Annotated in this window: 16 protein-coding genes; 7 read left to right on the top strand and 9 right to left on the bottom strand. The window is 42.4% G+C overall.

Annotated elements, in window-relative coordinates; translation table 11 throughout:
* Positions 1–132 precede the first annotated feature (132 nt).
* The 4 genes from G4P69_RS19100 (at position 133) to G4P69_RS19085 (ending at position 4,149) form a co-directional block, all read left to right on the top strand.
* Complete coding sequence (locus G4P69_RS19100; RefSeq protein WP_208350885.1) at positions 133–762, top strand: Uma2 family endonuclease; 630 nt, start codon at positions 133–135, stop codon at positions 760–762.
* A gap of 242 nt (positions 763–1,004) precedes the next feature.
* On the top strand, positions 1,005–1,379 hold the full coding sequence (locus tag G4P69_RS19095; protein WP_243902992.1) for a hypothetical protein: 375 nt from the start codon (positions 1,005–1,007) through the stop codon (positions 1,377–1,379).
* A 283-nt stretch (positions 1,380–1,662) separates the two neighbouring features.
* The gene (locus G4P69_RS19090; RefSeq protein ID WP_208350884.1) at positions 1,663–1,977 is read left to right on the top strand and encodes a hypothetical protein; all 315 of its coding nucleotides are present in this window, start codon (positions 1,663–1,665) and stop codon (positions 1,975–1,977) included.
* A 444-nt stretch (positions 1,978–2,421) separates the two neighbouring features.
* The gene (locus G4P69_RS19085) at positions 2,422–4,149 is read left to right on the top strand and encodes a succinate dehydrogenase/fumarate reductase flavoprotein subunit (protein ID WP_208350883.1); all 1,728 of its coding nucleotides are present in this window, start codon (positions 2,422–2,424) and stop codon (positions 4,147–4,149) included.
* A 113-nt stretch (positions 4,150–4,262) separates the two neighbouring features.
* On the opposite strand, the gene G4P69_RS19080 is transcribed toward G4P69_RS19085, so the two are convergent.
* Positions 4,263–5,111 carry a tetratricopeptide repeat protein gene (locus G4P69_RS19080; RefSeq protein WP_208350882.1) on the bottom strand — a complete coding sequence of 283 codons (849 nt, stop codon included), beginning with the start codon at positions 5,109–5,111 and terminating at the stop codon, positions 4,263–4,265.
* A 463-nt stretch (positions 5,112–5,574) separates the two neighbouring features.
* Between G4P69_RS19080 and G4P69_RS19075 the strand changes: the two genes are divergently transcribed.
* A complete protein-coding gene (locus tag G4P69_RS19075) occupies positions 5,575–6,573 on the top strand; it encodes a hypothetical protein (RefSeq protein ID WP_208350881.1) in 999 nt (332 codons plus the stop codon).
* A 111-nt stretch (positions 6,574–6,684) separates the two neighbouring features.
* On the opposite strand, the gene G4P69_RS19070 is transcribed toward G4P69_RS19075, so the two are convergent.
* The 4 genes from G4P69_RS19070 to G4P69_RS19055 all read right to left on the bottom strand — a co-directional run bounded on the left by G4P69_RS19070 (position 6,685) and on the right by G4P69_RS19055 (position 10,026).
* A complete protein-coding gene (locus tag G4P69_RS19070; protein WP_208350879.1) occupies positions 6,685–7,854 on the bottom strand; it encodes a homocysteine biosynthesis protein in 1,170 nt (389 codons plus the stop codon).
* A gap of 4 nt (positions 7,855–7,858) precedes the next feature.
* A complete protein-coding gene (locus G4P69_RS19065; RefSeq protein ID WP_208350878.1) occupies positions 7,859–8,095 on the bottom strand; it encodes a DUF4351 domain-containing protein in 237 nt (78 codons plus the stop codon).
* Positions 8,096–8,389: 294 nt separating this feature from the next.
* On the bottom strand, positions 8,390–9,508 hold the full coding sequence (locus G4P69_RS19060; RefSeq protein ID WP_208350876.1) for an AI-2E family transporter: 1,119 nt from the start codon (positions 9,506–9,508) through the stop codon (positions 8,390–8,392).
* 323 nt (positions 9,509–9,831) lie between these two features.
* Positions 9,832–10,026 (bottom strand): hypothetical protein, encoded by a 195-nt coding sequence (locus G4P69_RS19055; RefSeq protein WP_208350875.1) that lies wholly within the window; start codon positions 10,024–10,026, stop codon positions 9,832–9,834.
* 75 nt (positions 10,027–10,101) lie between these two features.
* Here G4P69_RS19055 and G4P69_RS19050 point away from each other — a divergent pair, with 75 nt between their 5' ends.
* Positions 10,102–10,251, top strand: coding sequence for a hypothetical protein (locus G4P69_RS19050; protein ID WP_208350874.1), 150 nt, complete (start codon positions 10,102–10,104; stop codon positions 10,249–10,251).
* A gap of 69 nt (positions 10,252–10,320) precedes the next feature.
* The gene (gene ftsH, locus G4P69_RS19045; protein WP_208350873.1) at positions 10,321–12,261 is read left to right on the top strand and encodes an ATP-dependent zinc metalloprotease FtsH; all 1,941 of its coding nucleotides are present in this window, start codon (positions 10,321–10,323) and stop codon (positions 12,259–12,261) included.
* Between the two features lie 49 nt (positions 12,262–12,310).
* On the opposite strand, the gene G4P69_RS19040 is transcribed toward ftsH, so the two are convergent.
* From G4P69_RS19040 to G4P69_RS19025, 4 genes are all read right to left on the bottom strand, one after another.
* The gene (locus tag G4P69_RS19040) at positions 12,311–12,871 is read right to left on the bottom strand and encodes a Uma2 family endonuclease (protein ID WP_208350872.1); all 561 of its coding nucleotides are present in this window, start codon (positions 12,869–12,871) and stop codon (positions 12,311–12,313) included.
* Positions 12,872–12,888: 17 nt separating this feature from the next.
* Positions 12,889–14,658 (bottom strand): WD40 repeat domain-containing protein, encoded by a 1,770-nt coding sequence (locus G4P69_RS19035; RefSeq protein ID WP_208350871.1) that lies wholly within the window; start codon positions 14,656–14,658, stop codon positions 12,889–12,891.
* A gap of 139 nt (positions 14,659–14,797) precedes the next feature.
* Positions 14,798–16,306 carry an anthranilate synthase component I gene (gene trpE / locus G4P69_RS19030; RefSeq protein ID WP_208350869.1) on the bottom strand — a complete coding sequence of 503 codons (1,509 nt, stop codon included), beginning with the start codon at positions 16,304–16,306 and terminating at the stop codon, positions 14,798–14,800.
* 75 nt (positions 16,307–16,381) lie between these two features.
* Positions 16,382–16,807, bottom strand: a complete 426-nt coding sequence (locus G4P69_RS19025; protein ID WP_208346611.1) for a photosystem I reaction center subunit II PsaD — start codon at positions 16,805–16,807, stop codon at positions 16,382–16,384.
* Positions 16,808–17,174 lie beyond the last annotated feature (367 nt).

Genomic DNA, 17,174 nt, shown 5'->3' with positions numbered 1-17,174 from the left:
CGCTATTACAGCGCTTTTTAAGTATATGAGGTACAGGGGTAGGAGGCAAATAGTTATCCCCAATTACAATAAATAGTAGCCTGTGAAACTGTCTACCATTTACGGGCTATAACAGAATGAGGAAAAACAAAAATGGCACAAGCTCTACCAAAACCCGTAACTGTTAAAGAATTCGCGACATGGTATCCCGTAAATTCAGAACGTCGCTATGAACTACATAACGGAGTAATCGTAGAAATGCCTTTGCCAATCGGTGAACATGAAGAGATAGTTGGTTTTTTGGTAGAAGAGATTGTAGCAGAATACCGGCGCTTAAAGCTGCCGTACTTTATCCCCAAAACGGTTTTTGTTCAACCACCTCTAAGCGAATCAGCTTATTCCCCAGACATATTGCTATTAAATCGACCTAACTTAGTCAATGAATCTATTTGGAAAAAAGAATCAATTATTACTTTAGTTGAGTCTATACCTTTAGTAGTTGAAGTAGTAAGTAGTAACTGGCGTGATGACTATCACAAAAAATATGCTGACTATGAGGAGATGGGAATACCAGAATATTGGATCGTGGATTATGCTGCTAAAGGTGCTAGAGAGTTTATCGGTAACCCTAAACAACCTACTATTTTGATTTGCTCTTTAGAAGACAATGAGTACCGTGTTAATAAATTCAGAGGAAACGAGCGCATCGAATCACCAACATTCCCTGAATTGAACTTAACTGCACAACAAATTTTTAAAGCTGGAAATAGCGCAAATCATTAAGATGTCGAATTGTAGTAGCCTGAAAATTAAAAGGCTGAGTATTGATACCAATTTATTGTGAAGTTACACATTATTTTTACCCCTCCTAACCTGCCCTTGGAAAGGGGAGGAAAGAAGAGGGTCGGGATTCTTATGCGTCCTCATACAAAAACCGTATGAGCAATTATACTTATATCGATTGTAGGAAGTAATTTTGTAGAAATGTATGCCAAGGTGATTAGACACTGTTCTAAAATAACCTCATGGCTAAACGATCGCGAAACGCTGCGGCAAAGTCCCGAACACAAAAAGACTTAGAACAACATCAAGACATGCGAGTTGCTGCTATCAGCAAAATCTGGGGGCTGACAGTTGGTATCGTCGCTGTGAGTATCCCAGTCTCAATTGCTAATGAAACTGGTGTAGTTATCCCAATAGCTGCTATTGGTGGTGCTTCTCTAAGTAGCGTTGCTATTTGGCGATCTGATGACCAAAAATCAAAAAATAGACATTTGCAGCAGCGCCAAATAGAGCTTTTAGAACAGCGAATTGCTAACCTCGAAACCATTATCGGTAGTAATGACTTAGATTTGGAAAGGAAAATTCAACAACTAAAGTTACCTGACAATAAAACTTAACATTACCTACTTTTTATTTGAGTGAGAAATCTGGTAAATTAAAAAGTTTTATTAAGAAAATAACTAAATATCCAAAAACTGTAATTCCTACTAATTACTGCTGAAATCTGCTTTTTTATGCAATAATAAAATTACCTTGAATCGACAATTTAATTTATCCTTCTACCAAAGGAAAGATTTAAATTGTAAAGTCATATTACAATTATTTTAAAAATCTTTAGAAATTATCTAAAGCTCAAACATAGCTCTAACGTAGAACCTAAGGAGATGCTAGAGGAGAATTATGATAAATAACATTCAAAAGTATCGGTTTGTCTGTACCCTTACTTTTGGTGATATATACGGTCAAATAATTGTTTGGCTGATTACTATCACCATAAGTTTAGCGTCAGCTTTGGCGTTGATGGGTGCTAAACAACCAGTGTACGCTTTGGCAGCAGTCGGACTTATCGTTTTGCTATCACTACCTTTCTTGCTTTTTGCCTTCGTCACAACTTTGTTAAATCACATTGAATTGTCTCCTGTACAACCAGGAACAAAGATGGAACCAATCCCTGGTAATGTATCCCAGCAACAACCTGTTCAATCACCTAGTTAAATTATTAGTGCTTAGCGGGTTTCTAAAATAATTAACAACCAAAATCCCTGTCTGGTGGCAGGGATTTTTTGCATAAAAATGCTTTTCTCACAACATCTTTTTACAAAAATTTATCAGATAGAATTCAGGAGTCAGGAGTCAGGAGTCAGGAGTCAGGAGTCAGAATGAATAAGCTGTTCAGTATCTAGTTTGACAGGGTTGTCTAAGACAGCGAAGGCGTCCAGGCTCTAAAATATCAAATTTAGATGCACGTCAGCTTACTGGGTTAAAAACGGATCCCTTGTGGACGAGAAAGGAATTGAAACTTTTCTTAAAACACCCTACCTCTATGGGTGGTGCATTCTGAACGCCACATTCCTACGCTGGTAAACCCAGATGCATTTATTGGCTCCTCCTGTCTCCTGAATTCTGACTCCTGACTCCTTTTTACAATTGTTAGTAACTATGCTAGAACATGATGTAATTATTATTGGTGGCGGATTGGCTGGATGTCGCGCCGCGTTAGAAATTGCTCGGACTGACGCTAACTTGAATGTGGCTGTGGTAGCTAAAACTCACCCAATTCGTTCTCACTCGGTAGCAGCTCAAGGTGGTATTGCAGCAACCTTGAAAAATGTTGATTCTACTGATACTTGGGAAGCCCATGCTTTTGATACAGTCAAAGGTTCCGATTATTTAGCAGACCAAGATGCAGTCGAAATTCTCACTCGTGAAGCCCCAGATGTGGTGATTGATCTAGAACATATGGGCGTTTTGTTCTCACGGTTAGCCGATGGTCGCATTGCTCAGCGCGCTTTTGGTGGACATTCTCACAATCGCACATGCTACGCGGCTGATAAAACTGGTCATGCGATTTTGCATGAATTGGTGAATAACCTCCAACGTCATGGTGTGCATGTTTATCAAGAATGGTACGTGATGCGCTTGATTCTAGAAGAAGGTCAGGCAAAAGGTGTTGTTATGTACCATATCTTAGATGGGCAAATAGAAGTCGTGCGCGCTAAAGCAGTGATGTTTGCTACTGGTGGTTATGGTAGGGTATATAACACCACATCTAATGATTATGCTTCTACTGGTGATGGTCTGGCAATGACTGCTATGGCTGGTTTGCCTTTAGAGGATATGGAATTTGTCCAATTTCATCCTACGGGACTTTACCCGGTAGGGGTGCTGATTTCAGAAGCAGTGCGGGGAGAAGGAGCATATTTGATCAACTCTGAAGGCGATCGCTTTATGGCAACATATGCTGCTAGTCGCATGGAACTTGCTCCACGTGATATCACTTCAAGAGCGATCGCCTACGAAATTCGCGCTGGGCGTGGTATTCATCCCGATGGTAGTGCTGGTGGTCCATTTGTCTACCTCGATCTTAGACACATGGGTAAAGAAAAAATTATGAGCCGCGTTCCCTTTTGCTGGGAAGAAGCCCATCGTCTAGTAGGTATAGACGCTGTGACTCAGCCGATGCCAGTACGCCCTACAATTCACTATTGTATGGGTGGTATACCTGTTAATACCAATGGTCAAGTGCGTAGTAGTGACGATGGTTTAGTTGACGCGTTCTTTGCTGCTGGTGAAACTTCTTGTGTTTCGGTACATGGTGCAAACCGTCTGGGCAGCAATTCTTTGTTAGAATGCGTTGTTTATGGACGGAGAACCGGTGCTGCGATCGCGCAATTTGTACAAAACCGCAAACTACCAATTGTCGATCATCAACACTACATTACTGAAGCTCAGCAACAAATACAAGCCTTGCTAGAACAGCAAGGACAATATCGCATTCATCAAATTCGTGAAGCATTCCAAGATTGCATGACTCAGTACTGCGGTGTTTTCCGGACTGAGGAATTAATGCAAGAAGGTTGGCAAAAATTGGAAGAATTACAAAAGCAATATTCACAAGTCTATTTAGATGATAAGGGCGATTGCTGGAATACAGAAATTGTAGAAGCTTTAGAACTGCAAAGTTTGATGGTAGTTGGTCGTACAATTTTAGCCTCAGCCATAAATCGCCAAGAAAGTCGCGGTGCGCATTTCCGTGAGGATTATCCAGGGCGCGACGATACTAACTTCCTCAAACACACAATGGCGTATTATTCACCAGCCGGGATTGATATCCAATACCGCCCAGTAGCAATTACTATGTTTGAGCCACAAGAACGGAAGTATTAAAACAGTTATCAGTTATCAGCCAAGAATCATGTGTTTATTTTTGGGTTTAAGCCTTCTACTATACGCCTTGATCACTGATAACTGTTTACTGTTCACTGATAACCCCTGCTCCCTCATTTCTTGGGGGTACTATCCGGTGACGATGCAGGCGAGGTTGGGGTTGTAGGTTCAGATGCAGCTTTGTTGATTTCGTCTTTGTACTGAGTTGGTGCTAATAATGCAGCTTTGTTAAATAGAGGCTGTGCCTCGTTTGTTTTACCCTGTTTCTTGAAAAGCATAGCTTTTGCTAAAACGGGACGAAAATCTTGAGCGTCGCTTTTGATTGCTTGGTCGTAAACTGTAAGAGCTTGATTGTAGCGTTTCTCAGATGCATAAACGTTACCTAAGAGAACTTGTACTGCGATCGCGTCCACACTTCCTGGCTGAATTTTATTTGCTTTGGGTGCAGTGGAATAAAGCGTCTCTTGTAGCAAGCCAATTGCTGCTTGTGGGCGTTTTTCCTGTAACAGAAGAGCAACCATTCCTTGCAAAGCTTTGATATCCCCTGGTTTTGTTTGTAGAATTGAGCGGTATGCAGCAGCAGCTCCTTCCTTGTCGCCAATTCCTAATTTAGCCTGGGCAAGTAGTACTGTGTATTGTGTATTCCCTGGATTCAGTTTTGCCAGCTTTTCTAGGGGTTCAATGACTGACCTCATGTCAGTCTTGTTTTGCCTAAGTAGTAGTAACCTTATCTGTAATAAGCTTTTGAGTGCAGCTTGATTTTCTGGTTCCCGTTGCAAAACCAGTTCTAAACCCCGTGCTTCGTCTTCAAGTTTTGATTGACTTTGTACGTTACTTTGTTTTTGCTCTGAAACTGGCTTATTCAGTGCTTCAATGATAGGAATCATGGAAACACCAAAAAAAACTATAACTGCCAGCACCAATATAATTCTAACTATCCACCGGGTGCGAGGTTCAGACACAAAACCTTCCTTATCTGTACTCTAATGAAAAAGTTTATTACAAAAATCAAGAAACCTAAAATTTTGAAAAACTTTACGGAATCCTCTGTAATGTTTGTGAATTTTATAACAAATAGCCATGCCGCGCGCATTTTTGAGTGATGACTTTAAAAGGAACAGCCGAAATTATTGCTTTAGGATGCTTCCCAAACTACTGTAAAGGCGCTAAATTACACATTTAATATGTGTATACGAAATTTGAGGCAGCGCCTTACTCTTATAGAGTTAAGGAAGTAGTTCGTTGCTCTGGCTTTCAAAGTTATAGCAACTGCCGTGAACTATCTTCGCACCTCTAGTATCACATAGAGCGTTCCCAAGTGACTATCTTGAAAGGAAATATACTTACAAGGGTCGCACAAACGCTCTTTCCAGTTGCCTTTGTTAAATCCCACAATGGGATGTGTCTCCGCCGCAGGGAGTTTTTATGAATTCCGACCTAATGCCGTCTTCTGAATCGTCCAACACTTCTGCTTCACATGAAGAGGCGCAACTTAACAATGTTGCTCCTAATGAACAACCAACAGCCGAATCTCAACAAGAGAATTTGTCAGTTTTATCTGATGAAACTGGTGATGATGCAAACTTGGTGAATCGACAGCAACCAATTCCGCCTCCTAGTGAACCAATGCAGTACCGTGCTATTGGGTTAGTAAGAGGTCGATATCTTGCCAGTAACGACCAATTCACTCAAGGTACACTGTTAACTACAGATGGTACACTACTCGACGCCGTCCTTCTTGGGCGGATTATGAGTTTAGTTAAGAATCACTTGGATCTTGAACAAGAACATCTGTGGGTAGTTTATCCTCGCACTAGACAAGAAAATGATAAATTACACATCCAAATTGTAGGAGTTTGGGAACCAGAAAACCTCGCTAAACAATCTCCAGAAGAAAATGAGGAAAATCCTCCATCTGTTGACCAAACAGACAATAATGACTCTGTAGAGACACTCGTTCCCTCGACAGAAGTTCCAGATGGTGGTTTTTCTGTGCGCGGGGAAGTGGTTTACCAATCCTTTGAAAATGAAAACTTGGTGATTAAAATCAAGCAAGCTGCTCGCAAACAAACTGATAAAGCCAAGTATTTCAAGTTAAAACTTAAAGGTCAGCTACAAACTAAAGCAGTAGGAAAGTTTTGGGACTTTCAAATTAAACGAGAAGCTGACGCTTTGGTGATCCAACACGGTGAAGTGATCGCCGAGTTACCCAAAAAACGAAGACCACCTATGAAGAGAGGACCAGGAGGAGGAGGAGGTCGTCGTCCTGGTGGGAAGAAACCTTTCCCCAAACGCACAGGAGAAACCCCGCGTCCTATTCGCAAAACAGGGGATGCAGCCGCTCCAGCCTCTCCAGTCCCACGCCCCGTACCCAAAGGCCCCACTCCTAAGCCAATTAAGCGCACAAAACCACCCCAGGAGTAAGAGAGCAGGGGGGGCAGGGGGAGCAGGGGGAGCACAGGAGCAGACGAGAGAATAATACCCAATGCCCAATGCCCAATGCCCCATGCCCCATGCCCCATGCCCCATGCCCATCTAAAATTCAGTCCAGCGGTCTTGAGGGAGGAAAGACCGCTCCATTGGGATTTGTGCTACAGGCTCTGTTAAAGTAAATTTGCCGGATTCGATCCATTCTTTCAGTAAGAGTGCCACTTGCCGAGAAAGAAACATACTAGCAAGTGGTGCAACACGCACTGTTTTGCCTTCAATAGTGATACGTCTGGACTTGAGTTGGGCGTAACTGACTAACCCAAAGGTAGGACGGACGCGACGGGGAATTGAAAAATCGACGATTGGTGCTACCAAGTCTTTATCTTGGATTGCACATCGGGCTACAACTTCTTCTTCTAACACGGGTAGCGGTACGCCTACTCCTAACATCAAAGAGGGACCGTAACTTTTGAAGTAACAGCCCCGTACCCAACGAGAATCCATCTGCTTAGCATCACCAATTAAAGCTAAAGTCGCCGCAGGACCTATTGGCGTACGGTTGGGTAAACGCTTTTGTAAGGGGAAGTGTTGAGTTCCTTCCCAGGCTACATAGCCAATACCACCACCTAAAAAAATCTTTGTGCCGATTCCAACGAGTTGCAGATCTGGGTCGTTGAGTAGCGGTGAAATAGCACCAGGGTTAGAATAAACAGCGTTGCCCAAACGTGGTTGTAATGGACCAAGGTATGTGTGGAGTGGGCGATCGCCTCCATTCACTCCAACAATAAAGTTTTGGTAAAGATTTCGCGGGTTAAATAAGTAAAACTGATTGATGGTTTCGCTTGTAATAGTAGTTTCAAAGCTTGTTCTAGGATAACAATCTGTCGCTTGTCCTTGCGCTCTTACATGTATAGGTTTACCTGCTATCAAATCTTCAATAACATGACCACCACCACGTTCTCGGACTTCTTCACCGTCCATTTGTTCTATCGCGCAGCTAGCGCCTAAATATAAGTCTACTGCCCCAAAACCAGAGTATGCTGGCACTCCATCTAACCAACATCGGCGAATTTTTATCGGAGGATCAGTGTGTCCTAGGTTAATAATTGCACCACTAGACTCCATTGGCTCAAAGGTGCCGGTGGTTATAACATCAACTTCTTTGGCAGCTTTGGTAACACCAATTTCTATAACTCGTGCTTTTATTTGTTCTATGGTCAAAACTACAGCACGATTACAACTGATTTTGTCGTTGATTTCCGCAATTGTTCGCATTGCTTTAAGATAGCGGATTCATATCTCTATTAGGGATGCTTGCCAAGTAGTTACTGAAATCAGTATAGTCTTTGAAATTAAAAAGCATATAACTCAAGTCGTCTAGCTGGCTTCTAGATAGGCTACAAATACGCTGTTCAACTTCAGGCTCAATGATACCAAATTTGCGAGTGAGTAGCCGCAAAACCAAAGCTTCCTCTCCTTGTTGATAGTTGTCTTGAGTGCTGACCGATTCTTGCATTGTTTTCAGGAGAAACTGCTTATGAGGAATATATGTCTAAACTGATCATTAAACCAGTTTCGCTGTGAAAATCCAACCACGCGTCAACCATTGTATAGCGGATACTCTTGCTCGAGCCATGAAAGCAGTTCCTCGCGCTCTAGTGGTGTACAGTTGTAAGAAACTGCTACGTAGGCACCGAGATCTGAACACTGCGTCCTTATTCCAATCCCACGAATAGGCGTCGTGATTTCCCTACACCCTACCCCCTTTGAAAAGTTGGAAACGATTATTATCCGTTAATGTACATAATGTCTACTTTGCTTGCGGTTGCTCATTTAACGGATCTTCAACAGAATTGTCTTGTTGTGAATCATCAGAAACAATGACAAACTCAGTTTTTGTTTTAGATTGACTATCCCATTTATCCAAAACATCTTTAATTAAAACTTCTTGGAACCAAATCTTTGCTACTACGGTAAGGGGTAAAGCCAAGAACAATCCTAAAAAACCAAAAAATGTGACGAAAAATAGCTGGGCGATTAAGGTTACGGCTGGTAGCAGTGAGACTTGATGCGCCATGACGAAGGGCGTGATGAAATTACCCTCAGTCTGCTGAATAACAAAGTATAGAGCCAATACAGCGAGGGATTTCCAAGGACTATCTAAAAGCGCGATCGCCATCGCTGGTATGACGCTAATTGTTGGACCTAGGTTGGGAATCAAGTTCATAAACCCAGCCAAAACAGCTAAAGCTAAAGCTGAGGGAATACGCAAAACTGACAGGCCAATTAAACTCATCAATCCTACTGCACTCATAGCAATAAGAGCACCTGTGATCCACCCCTCCAACGACATTTCGCATTGATCCAAAATTCCATCAACCCGTCGCCGATAAAATGAGGGAAACAAGCGTATAAATACACGCCGGTACGATTGTGGGTCAGCTAATAACATTCCAGTCCAAACTAGCACCAGCAAAACCTTGAGGACAAATTCCAAAGAGCCAGAAACAAAGGCGAAAGAGCTTCCTAATGCTCGATTTATCAACGGCTGTGCTTGTTTGCTCAAGCTCTCAATATCAGGTATGTAAGGAGTTAATTGGCGTGGAACATGAGCTTCTATTTGGTCAAGCCAATGATTCAAGCGCTCTAACCCTTTAGGAACCCGATAGGTTAGTTCTTGGAATTGAGCAGCAAAAGGCGGTACAATCAGCCAGAAAAAACCAACCACTACAATAACAAACAAGCCTACTGACAGCAGGACTGCTAATCCACGCTTAAGACCTGACCGTTGGAAACTTCTAGCTAACCTATTTAAGGTAGTCGCTAATACAACTGCGGCAAACATTAATAAAAGTACTTCCCTAATTTGCCACAGAATGTAGATGGAAAGTACAATGGCTATTAAGCCAATCCATTGACCTAAATTCAAATCCTAACTCCTGGCTGTTAGCACGCAGATATTTTTTCTAATGCAGCTAGGTTAGCTGATTTTAGCTGGTTCCGTCTCATAACACTTTGGACTGGGTACTGGGTATTAGGGACTGGGGACTGGGGACTGGGTATTGGGAGGAATTGAGATGGGGATTTTACAGAGCCCTATTCCTGGGATTGGGAACTGGGATCTTCCCCAATACCCAATTACGGAGCGCCCATTCCAAGGCGACAGAAGTGCGCCTTTATTCGGAGACTGCTGGGCGCGACCTGTTAAAAATTAATAAATCTTCATGACTTGACTTTTTTGTCGATTTATGGTTATAGGTTTGTTTGGTGTCGCTGAAATCTCCATCCAAGAGCGATCGCCATCACAGTTGTTGGCAATAAGACAATAATCAAAGCACTTGTTGGTGTCGCTGGAATAGATAGACTCGGCCCAATGTACTTAATTAAGAACGGGATTCCAGTCGAAAGAAGAAACACTTTCAGAATAAATCCAAGTTGATTTTCCATGGTTTGTACGGCAATACACATTCTTTTAGTAGGGTAGGTACGAAATTTGGTGCTATGCCCTGATTTCTAGAATAGGTGAAGAACACAGAAGTCACCGAAGAAGAACTCAGGAGTCAGAATTCAGAATTCAGAATTGAATTCTTGAAACTGGTCGAAGAATTAGAGGCTGAAGCTCGTCCGATTTTAGTCGTGGAGATAGAAAAAAACAATTCATGGGTCTTCTGACTCCTGACTGCTGACTTCTGACTCCTTCTCACGCATTCGCTCTGTCTACACAACCAACAATAATAAAAAATGCCTGTTGAAACTAATAACAACAAAAAGCAAATTAAACCGCCTGGAATCAGGCAGTTTGGAGGCAGCCTGCTAATTTTGCTGACCTTTCTTTTACTTCTTAATTTTATCGTTCCTAGCTTTCTGGGTAACCGTTTACCACAAATTCCTTATAGCGACTTTATCACGGCGGTTCAAGCTGGTAAAGTTACTCGAGCAGTTGTAGGTGGCGATCGCATTGAGTACGCTGTCAAAACTCAAACTCCAGAGGGCAAACCTGAAGAACAAGTATTCGCTACTACACCAGTAGCAATTGACCTCGAGTTACCTAAGATTCTCCGTGACAATAATGTAGAGTTTGCTGCGCCACCCCCCAATGAAAACGGCTGGATTGGCACTCTACTGAGTTGGGTTGCACCACCATTAATTTTCTTTGGGATTTGGGGCTTTTTAATCAATCGTCAAGGTGGTGGACCAGCTGCACTTACAGTAGGTAAAAGCAAGGCTCGTATCTACTCTGAGGGCAGCACAGGTGTTAAATTTACTGATGTTGCTGGTGTAGATGAAGCCAAAGCCGAACTTGAAGAGATCGTCGATTTCCTCAAAAATGCAGATAAGTACACCCGTCTAGGAGCCAAAATACCTAAAGGTGTTTTGCTGGTGGGACCACCAGGTACAGGTAAAACACTCTTAGCAAAAGCCATTGCTGGTGAAGCGAGTGTTCCCTTTTTCAGCATTTCTGGTTCAGAATTTATCGAACTATTTGTTGGTGTGGGTGCAGCCCGCGTCCGGGATATGTTTGATCAAGCCAAAAAACAAGCTCCCTGCATCGTCTTTATTGATGAATTAGACGCACTGGGTAAATCTCGTGGTGGCGCTGGTCAAATCATGGGTGGTAACGATGAGCGTGAACAAACCCTCAACCAGCTACTCACAGAAATGGATGGCTTTGATGCTAACACAGGCGTAATTATCATTGCTGCAACAAACCGTCCAGAAGTCCTCGACCCCGCCTTACGTCGTCCTGGTCGCTTTGACCGTCAAGTGGTTGTGGATCGTCCTGATAAAATCGGTCGTGAAGCAATTCTCAAAGTTCATGCTAGAAACGTCAAATTGTCTGACGATGTTGATCTGGGAATAATTGCCACTCGCACACCTGGATTCGCTGGAGCAGATTTAGCAAATCTTGTCAATGAAGCTGCTCTTCTTGCTGCACGGCAAAATCGTCAAGCAGTCATCACAGCAGATTTTAACGAAGCCATTGAGCGTCTTGTCGCGGGTTTAGAAAAACGCTCTCGTGTACTTAATGAAAGAGAGAAAAAGACTGTTGCTTATCACGAAGTCGGTCACGCGATCGTTGGTGCTTTGATGCCTGGTGCTGGTAAAGTAGAAAAAATATCTGTTGTACCTCGTGGTGTAGGTGCTTTAGGTTATACAATCCAAATGCCTGAAGAAGACCGCTTTTTAATGATCGAAGATGAAATTCGCGGTCGTATTGCGACTTTATTAGGTGGGCGTTCGGCAGAAGAAATTATCTTTGGTAAAGTATCCACTGGCGCAAGTGACGATATTCAAAAAGCCACTGACTTAGCCGAACGCACTATTACCCTTTATGGTATGAGTGATCAATTAGGTCCGGTAGCATTTGAGAAAACTCAACAAGAGTTTCTTGACGTTTACAGCAATCCACGCCGTCCGGTTAGTCCTAAAGTAGCTGAGGAAATTGACCGAGAGGTGAAGCAAATAGTAGATAATGCTCACCAAATTGCTTTGGCTATTCTTAATCAAAACCGAGACTTGCTGGAACAAACTGCTCAAGATCTCTTACAGAAAGAAATTCTTGAAGGCGCGAAATTGCGAGAATATCTTGCTAATGTCAAAGCACCTGCTGAACTTGAAGAATGGTTACGAACTGGTAATTTATCTCAAGAATTACCATTAATTCCAAGAATGCTGGTTTAGCGCTCACAAAAAATCTCCCTGCAGACTATTGAGCTAGTGGGGAGATTTTTTATCCCAGTGTTAACCAGCTAAAAACTTGTTCTGCGGTGAGTTCCATCTCGATACCACTAAGTATTGGTAACTGAGCACCGCCTCTATAGAATTCTACCCGTTGACCAGGAAAAATAGCCAGAACACTCTCTTCTTCTGAGTCAATTAGCCATCCTAGTTCAGTACCTGCTCGTGAGCAATGCAACAGGTTCTCAAGCACTTTGGTTTGTCTCTGATCTGGTGAAAGAATCTCAATTGCCCAATCGGGGTGAATTTCAAAGCGGTTAATGATTCTACCTGATGGATTTAATGGAATTCTGCCCCATCCAAATACAGCAACGTCAGGGATGATTGAATTGTTTCCAAATGTGCAACGTAGCTCTGGAAAAGCCATAGCAATCTTTTGGCTTTTAGTTACTCCATTAATAATTTCACAGAGGGTAGTTTGAAGCAGACTATGTTCACCTTGTGGCATTGGTTTTTGAATAATTTCTCCAGTAATATACTCGGAAGCAGGTTTAGTTTCAGGCTGTTGCAAAAACTCTTCTAAACTGAGCTTCGGTTTGATAGATGTACTCATAGATCTATTACCGCTGGTTAACTTTTGTGCCAAATTTTAATAGTTTTATCTAAGCTCCCACTCACCAAGATTTCTCCTGAAGAGGTAAATGCTAATGCTGTTACTGTATTAGTGTGACCTGTAAAAGTACCTAGCAGTTCGCCTGTCTCTACATGCCACAGCTTAATAGTTTTATCTAAACTACCACTGGCGATAATTTGTCCATCTGGACTTAGGGCGATCGCATACACTCCATCTGCATGTCCCGTGAGGGTGTGCATCAATTCACCTGTTTCTAAGTGCCAAGTTTTGATCGTTTTATCTCGACTACCACTGACCAGAATTTTCCCATCTGGGCTTACAGCTAAGGAACGAACAATGTGAGAATGACCGCTAAACGAGTGTAGCAACTCTGGTAGTGCTAAATTGGTGAATCCTTTTTGCCATAAGATACGCCACACTTTGATTTTACGGTAACTGCCTGTGACTAAAATTTGTCCATTTGGACTAAAAGCCAAAGCATGAGGAGCAGTGTCATCTAACGATAAGGCGATCGCTACCCGACGTTGGATTAAATCCCAAAACATAATTTTTCTGTCGTCGCCCCCAGTTGCTAACATATGTCCATCTGGAGTGAAAGCAACGCAGCGCACCATTCCATTATGTTTATGGAGAATATCGATTAAATCTAGCGCGCCTACGTGCCAAATCTTAATTGTAGAGTCTGCTCCTCCGCTTACTAAAGTCTGTCCATCAGGACTGAAAGCAAGAGAATTTAATTCATCTACGACTCCAGTTAAAGTCCAAGGATACTCTGATAATGTACCTATTAATTCTCCCTTAGTTAAGTCCCATAGCTTCGTCTCTCCACGACTACCACTAGCAACCAAAGGTAAAGTTTCTCCTCCGTTGTTTATCCCTGGACTGAAAGCAAGACAGTTAATTCCTCTATTGTGCCCTTGTAAAGTCTGCCAACATTCCCAGTCCCCTACGATCCTTTTTAGTGGATGGTCTGGCGACAATGTTTGAATTGTTTCTGCCATTACCACCTTATGTACTGAGGATGTATTTTTTTTATTAACTAGTGATGTTAAATACCAAAACAATCCCCCCGCATAAAACAACTTACTTGGAGTAATGTAAAATTTTGGTTCAGTAAATTCAATTTTATCTGTTGGTAAAAAACCGGTAATAACTGCTTGTTTTTCGTAACCTCTTTTACCCTTAAATGGATAAAATAAACATAAAAAAATTAATATCTGGTGATTGTTTAAATCTTCTTGATTAACTGACCAGGTAATTTTGTTTTTCTTGAGACTGGTAAAGCTTTCTCCATCTACTGCGCAAACTTGAATACTAACTTTCGGGTTATCTATAAGTAAGTAAGTAAATTTGCTTTCACTGCGTAAGTTTCCCTCATCATCTAACTTAATATTGCTTAATGTATCTTGAGAAACTTTTTGCACCAGTGTACCCCAGCATTGAGTCATCACACATTCAACAATTTGCTCACGCAAAAGATAATTTTCTACTTGTTGTTGAAAGTATTGGGGAAAGGATATTACGGAATCAAAAGAATCAGGGTAATCAGGCGGTGTTGGGGGAGGATTTTTGGCAACAATCTCTGCTTTTTGATGGGCAATTTCCAAAAGTTTTGTCAACGTTTCGCCCCAAAACACCATTACTTCGCTGTAACAACTTTTAACTTGACTTTCCAGCAAAGATATGGTCAATTTATTCGTCTTTGTTTTCTTCAGTCGTTGAAGGAAATCAGCTTGTTGAGTGTTTAGTAAGCTAATCCAATCCATTTTGAATTTAAGAGGGAGCAGGGAGCAAGAGGAGCACAGGAGCAGAGGGAGCAGGGGGAGCAGGGGAAGCAGGGCAGGGAAAGAATAAAGTTCCCAGTCCCCAATCCCCAATCCCCAGTCCCCAGTCCCCAATCCCTACTTATCGTAAACAGCGAATTGCTTCTAAAAGACCTCTAGCTTTATTTAAAGTTTCTTCATATTCTCTTTGTGGTTCAGAGTCAGCGACTAAACCAGCACCTGCTTGTACGCTTAATATCTTGTTTTGCAAAACCATTGTCCGAATCGTTATGGCACTATTCAATTGTCCTTCAAAATCGTAATATCCATAAACACCAGAATATACTCCTCTGCGACAAGGTTCTAGCTCGTGGATAATTTCCATTGCACGAATCTTGGGTGCACCGCTTACCGTACCTGCTGGAAAACAAGCTTTAAGTAAATCCCATGCATTTTTACCTGGTGCTAATTTGCCTATAACATTACTCACGATGTGCATGACATGGGAGTAACGTTCAATTACCATCAATTCATCAACTTTCACCGTACCACTTTGGCAAACCCGCCCCAAATCATTGCGTCCTAAATCAACCAGCATAACGTGTTCAGCAACTTCTTTCGGATCGTCGAGCAAATCGAGAGCAAGTGCTGCATCTTCTTGGTAAGTTTTTCCTCGTCGGCGTGTGCCAGCAATTGGGCGTACTGTTGCAATTATCCCGGAATCTGGATCTCGTTCTGCTTTGACCATCACTTCAGGACTAGAACCGATTATTTGCCAATCATAGAAGTGAAAGTATGCCATGTAAGGGGAAGGATTAATCTGGCGCAAGGAACGGTAAAGGGCAAAAGGTGAACCTTTATATTCTGTTGTTAAACGTTGAGAAAGAACAACTTGAAAAATATCTCCGGCTTTGATGTAATCCTTAGCTTTTTGGACGCTCGCACAAAACTCTGCTTCGGTAAAGTTACTCTTATACTCCTCTAATGTTGCAGTTCTCTTATTTTGTGGTGTCCACTCTAATAAAGTATTTTCCGGTGATAAAGGTATAGATAATTTGCTCACCATTTGGGTAACGCGATCGCACGCTTGCTGATACGCAGTACTCAAATTCTGTTGCTCACGCAAATCAGCATAAGCAATTGCCCAAATTTTCCGTTTCACTTGGTCAAAAACCAACAAGTGATCCACCTGCATCCACAACCCATCAGGAAGATTTCTCTCATCGGGTGGATGAATAGGTACACGCGGTTCTATCCACTCAATCAATTCATAACCCCAAAACCCAAATAATCCACCGATTCCTGGTGGTAATTGAGGTAACTTTACTGGCAGATAAGGTTCCAAACAGTTAGCTAAAGCTGTAAAGGGGTTTCCTTCAAATACAACTTGGGAACCGTCACGATTTGTTTGAGTAGTACGATTACCCCTTGCTTCTAAAATCCACAGTGGATCGCAACCAAGTAAGCTATAACGCCCTAGTTTTTCCCCACCTTCTACCGATTCCAACAAAAAGCTATATGGTCGACCAGCACAAACTTTATACCAAGCAGATACAGGTGTCTCTAAGTCGGCTATCCATTCCTGATACACCGGCACAAAATTGCCATGGGAAGCTAATTCGGAAAATTCGGAAAATTCGGGAAAAATCATAATTTTTTTGAATGACAGACTTAGAGACGCGATATATCGCGTCTCTAGGCAATCGATTAACTACTAATTACTTAGTTAAGGAGCATCATATGTGGCTACGCCACTGAATTTAACCTTTGATTGGCTGGGGTTTTGACCAATTCTACGGTCGTTGTAACGCACTTTCTCCCGACCAGGATTAACCTTTTCAGGGAAGACACCATCAGCTGGGTGAATGTACTGAATTTCTCCGTTAGGATAAATCCGGTAAATCTTATAGTCTGTGATTTTTTGTTTCCGGAGTTGCTGACCGCCAAGAAAGATAGCATACTCTTTACGAGCTAAGTACAGCAGGTTTTGCCCTTGACGTGCAAGTGCAGTACCACCAGTAGGCAATTCGATGTAGTGATCCTTGGGTGCAGTCCAAGTGATAGCGTACTTCTCTTCTCTCTCTGCTTTTGTCAGTAAGCCACCTGTGCTGCCGCCAAATATTGGAGTTTGTCCAGAAAGTGTTTCTGCCATAAGGTTTCTCTCTCAAGGTTTTTACGGCATAGTAACACTGCTTGCAGTCTTATATTGCGATTACGTCATAGTCTGTAACAGTTGGTTATGGGGCATGGGGCATGGGGCATGGGGCATAGGGCATGGGGCATGGGGCATAGGGCATGGGGCATGGGGCATGTGGCATCTGGTAACTTGCAACTTTTGACTTGTGACTTGTGACTTGTGACTTTTGACTGCTACCTTGTGACTGTTAACTGTGACGTAGTCTCTGCTCACTGGTTCTTGTTCCCTGGTGTTTGCTCACTTGTGACTGGTCACTGTTTACTTTATACTTTTCACTTGATCTCGCGCACAGCTTCCAGTCCCGGACACCCAGCGTCGAGGC

Source organism: Aetokthonos hydrillicola CCALA 1050, from assembly GCF_017591665.1.
Lineage (GTDB): Bacteria > Cyanobacteriota > Cyanobacteriia > Cyanobacteriales > Nostocaceae > Aetokthonos > Aetokthonos hydrillicola.
Note: the sequence above shows the minus strand (reverse complement) of the source record. Positions and strands in the feature narration are given on the sequence as shown.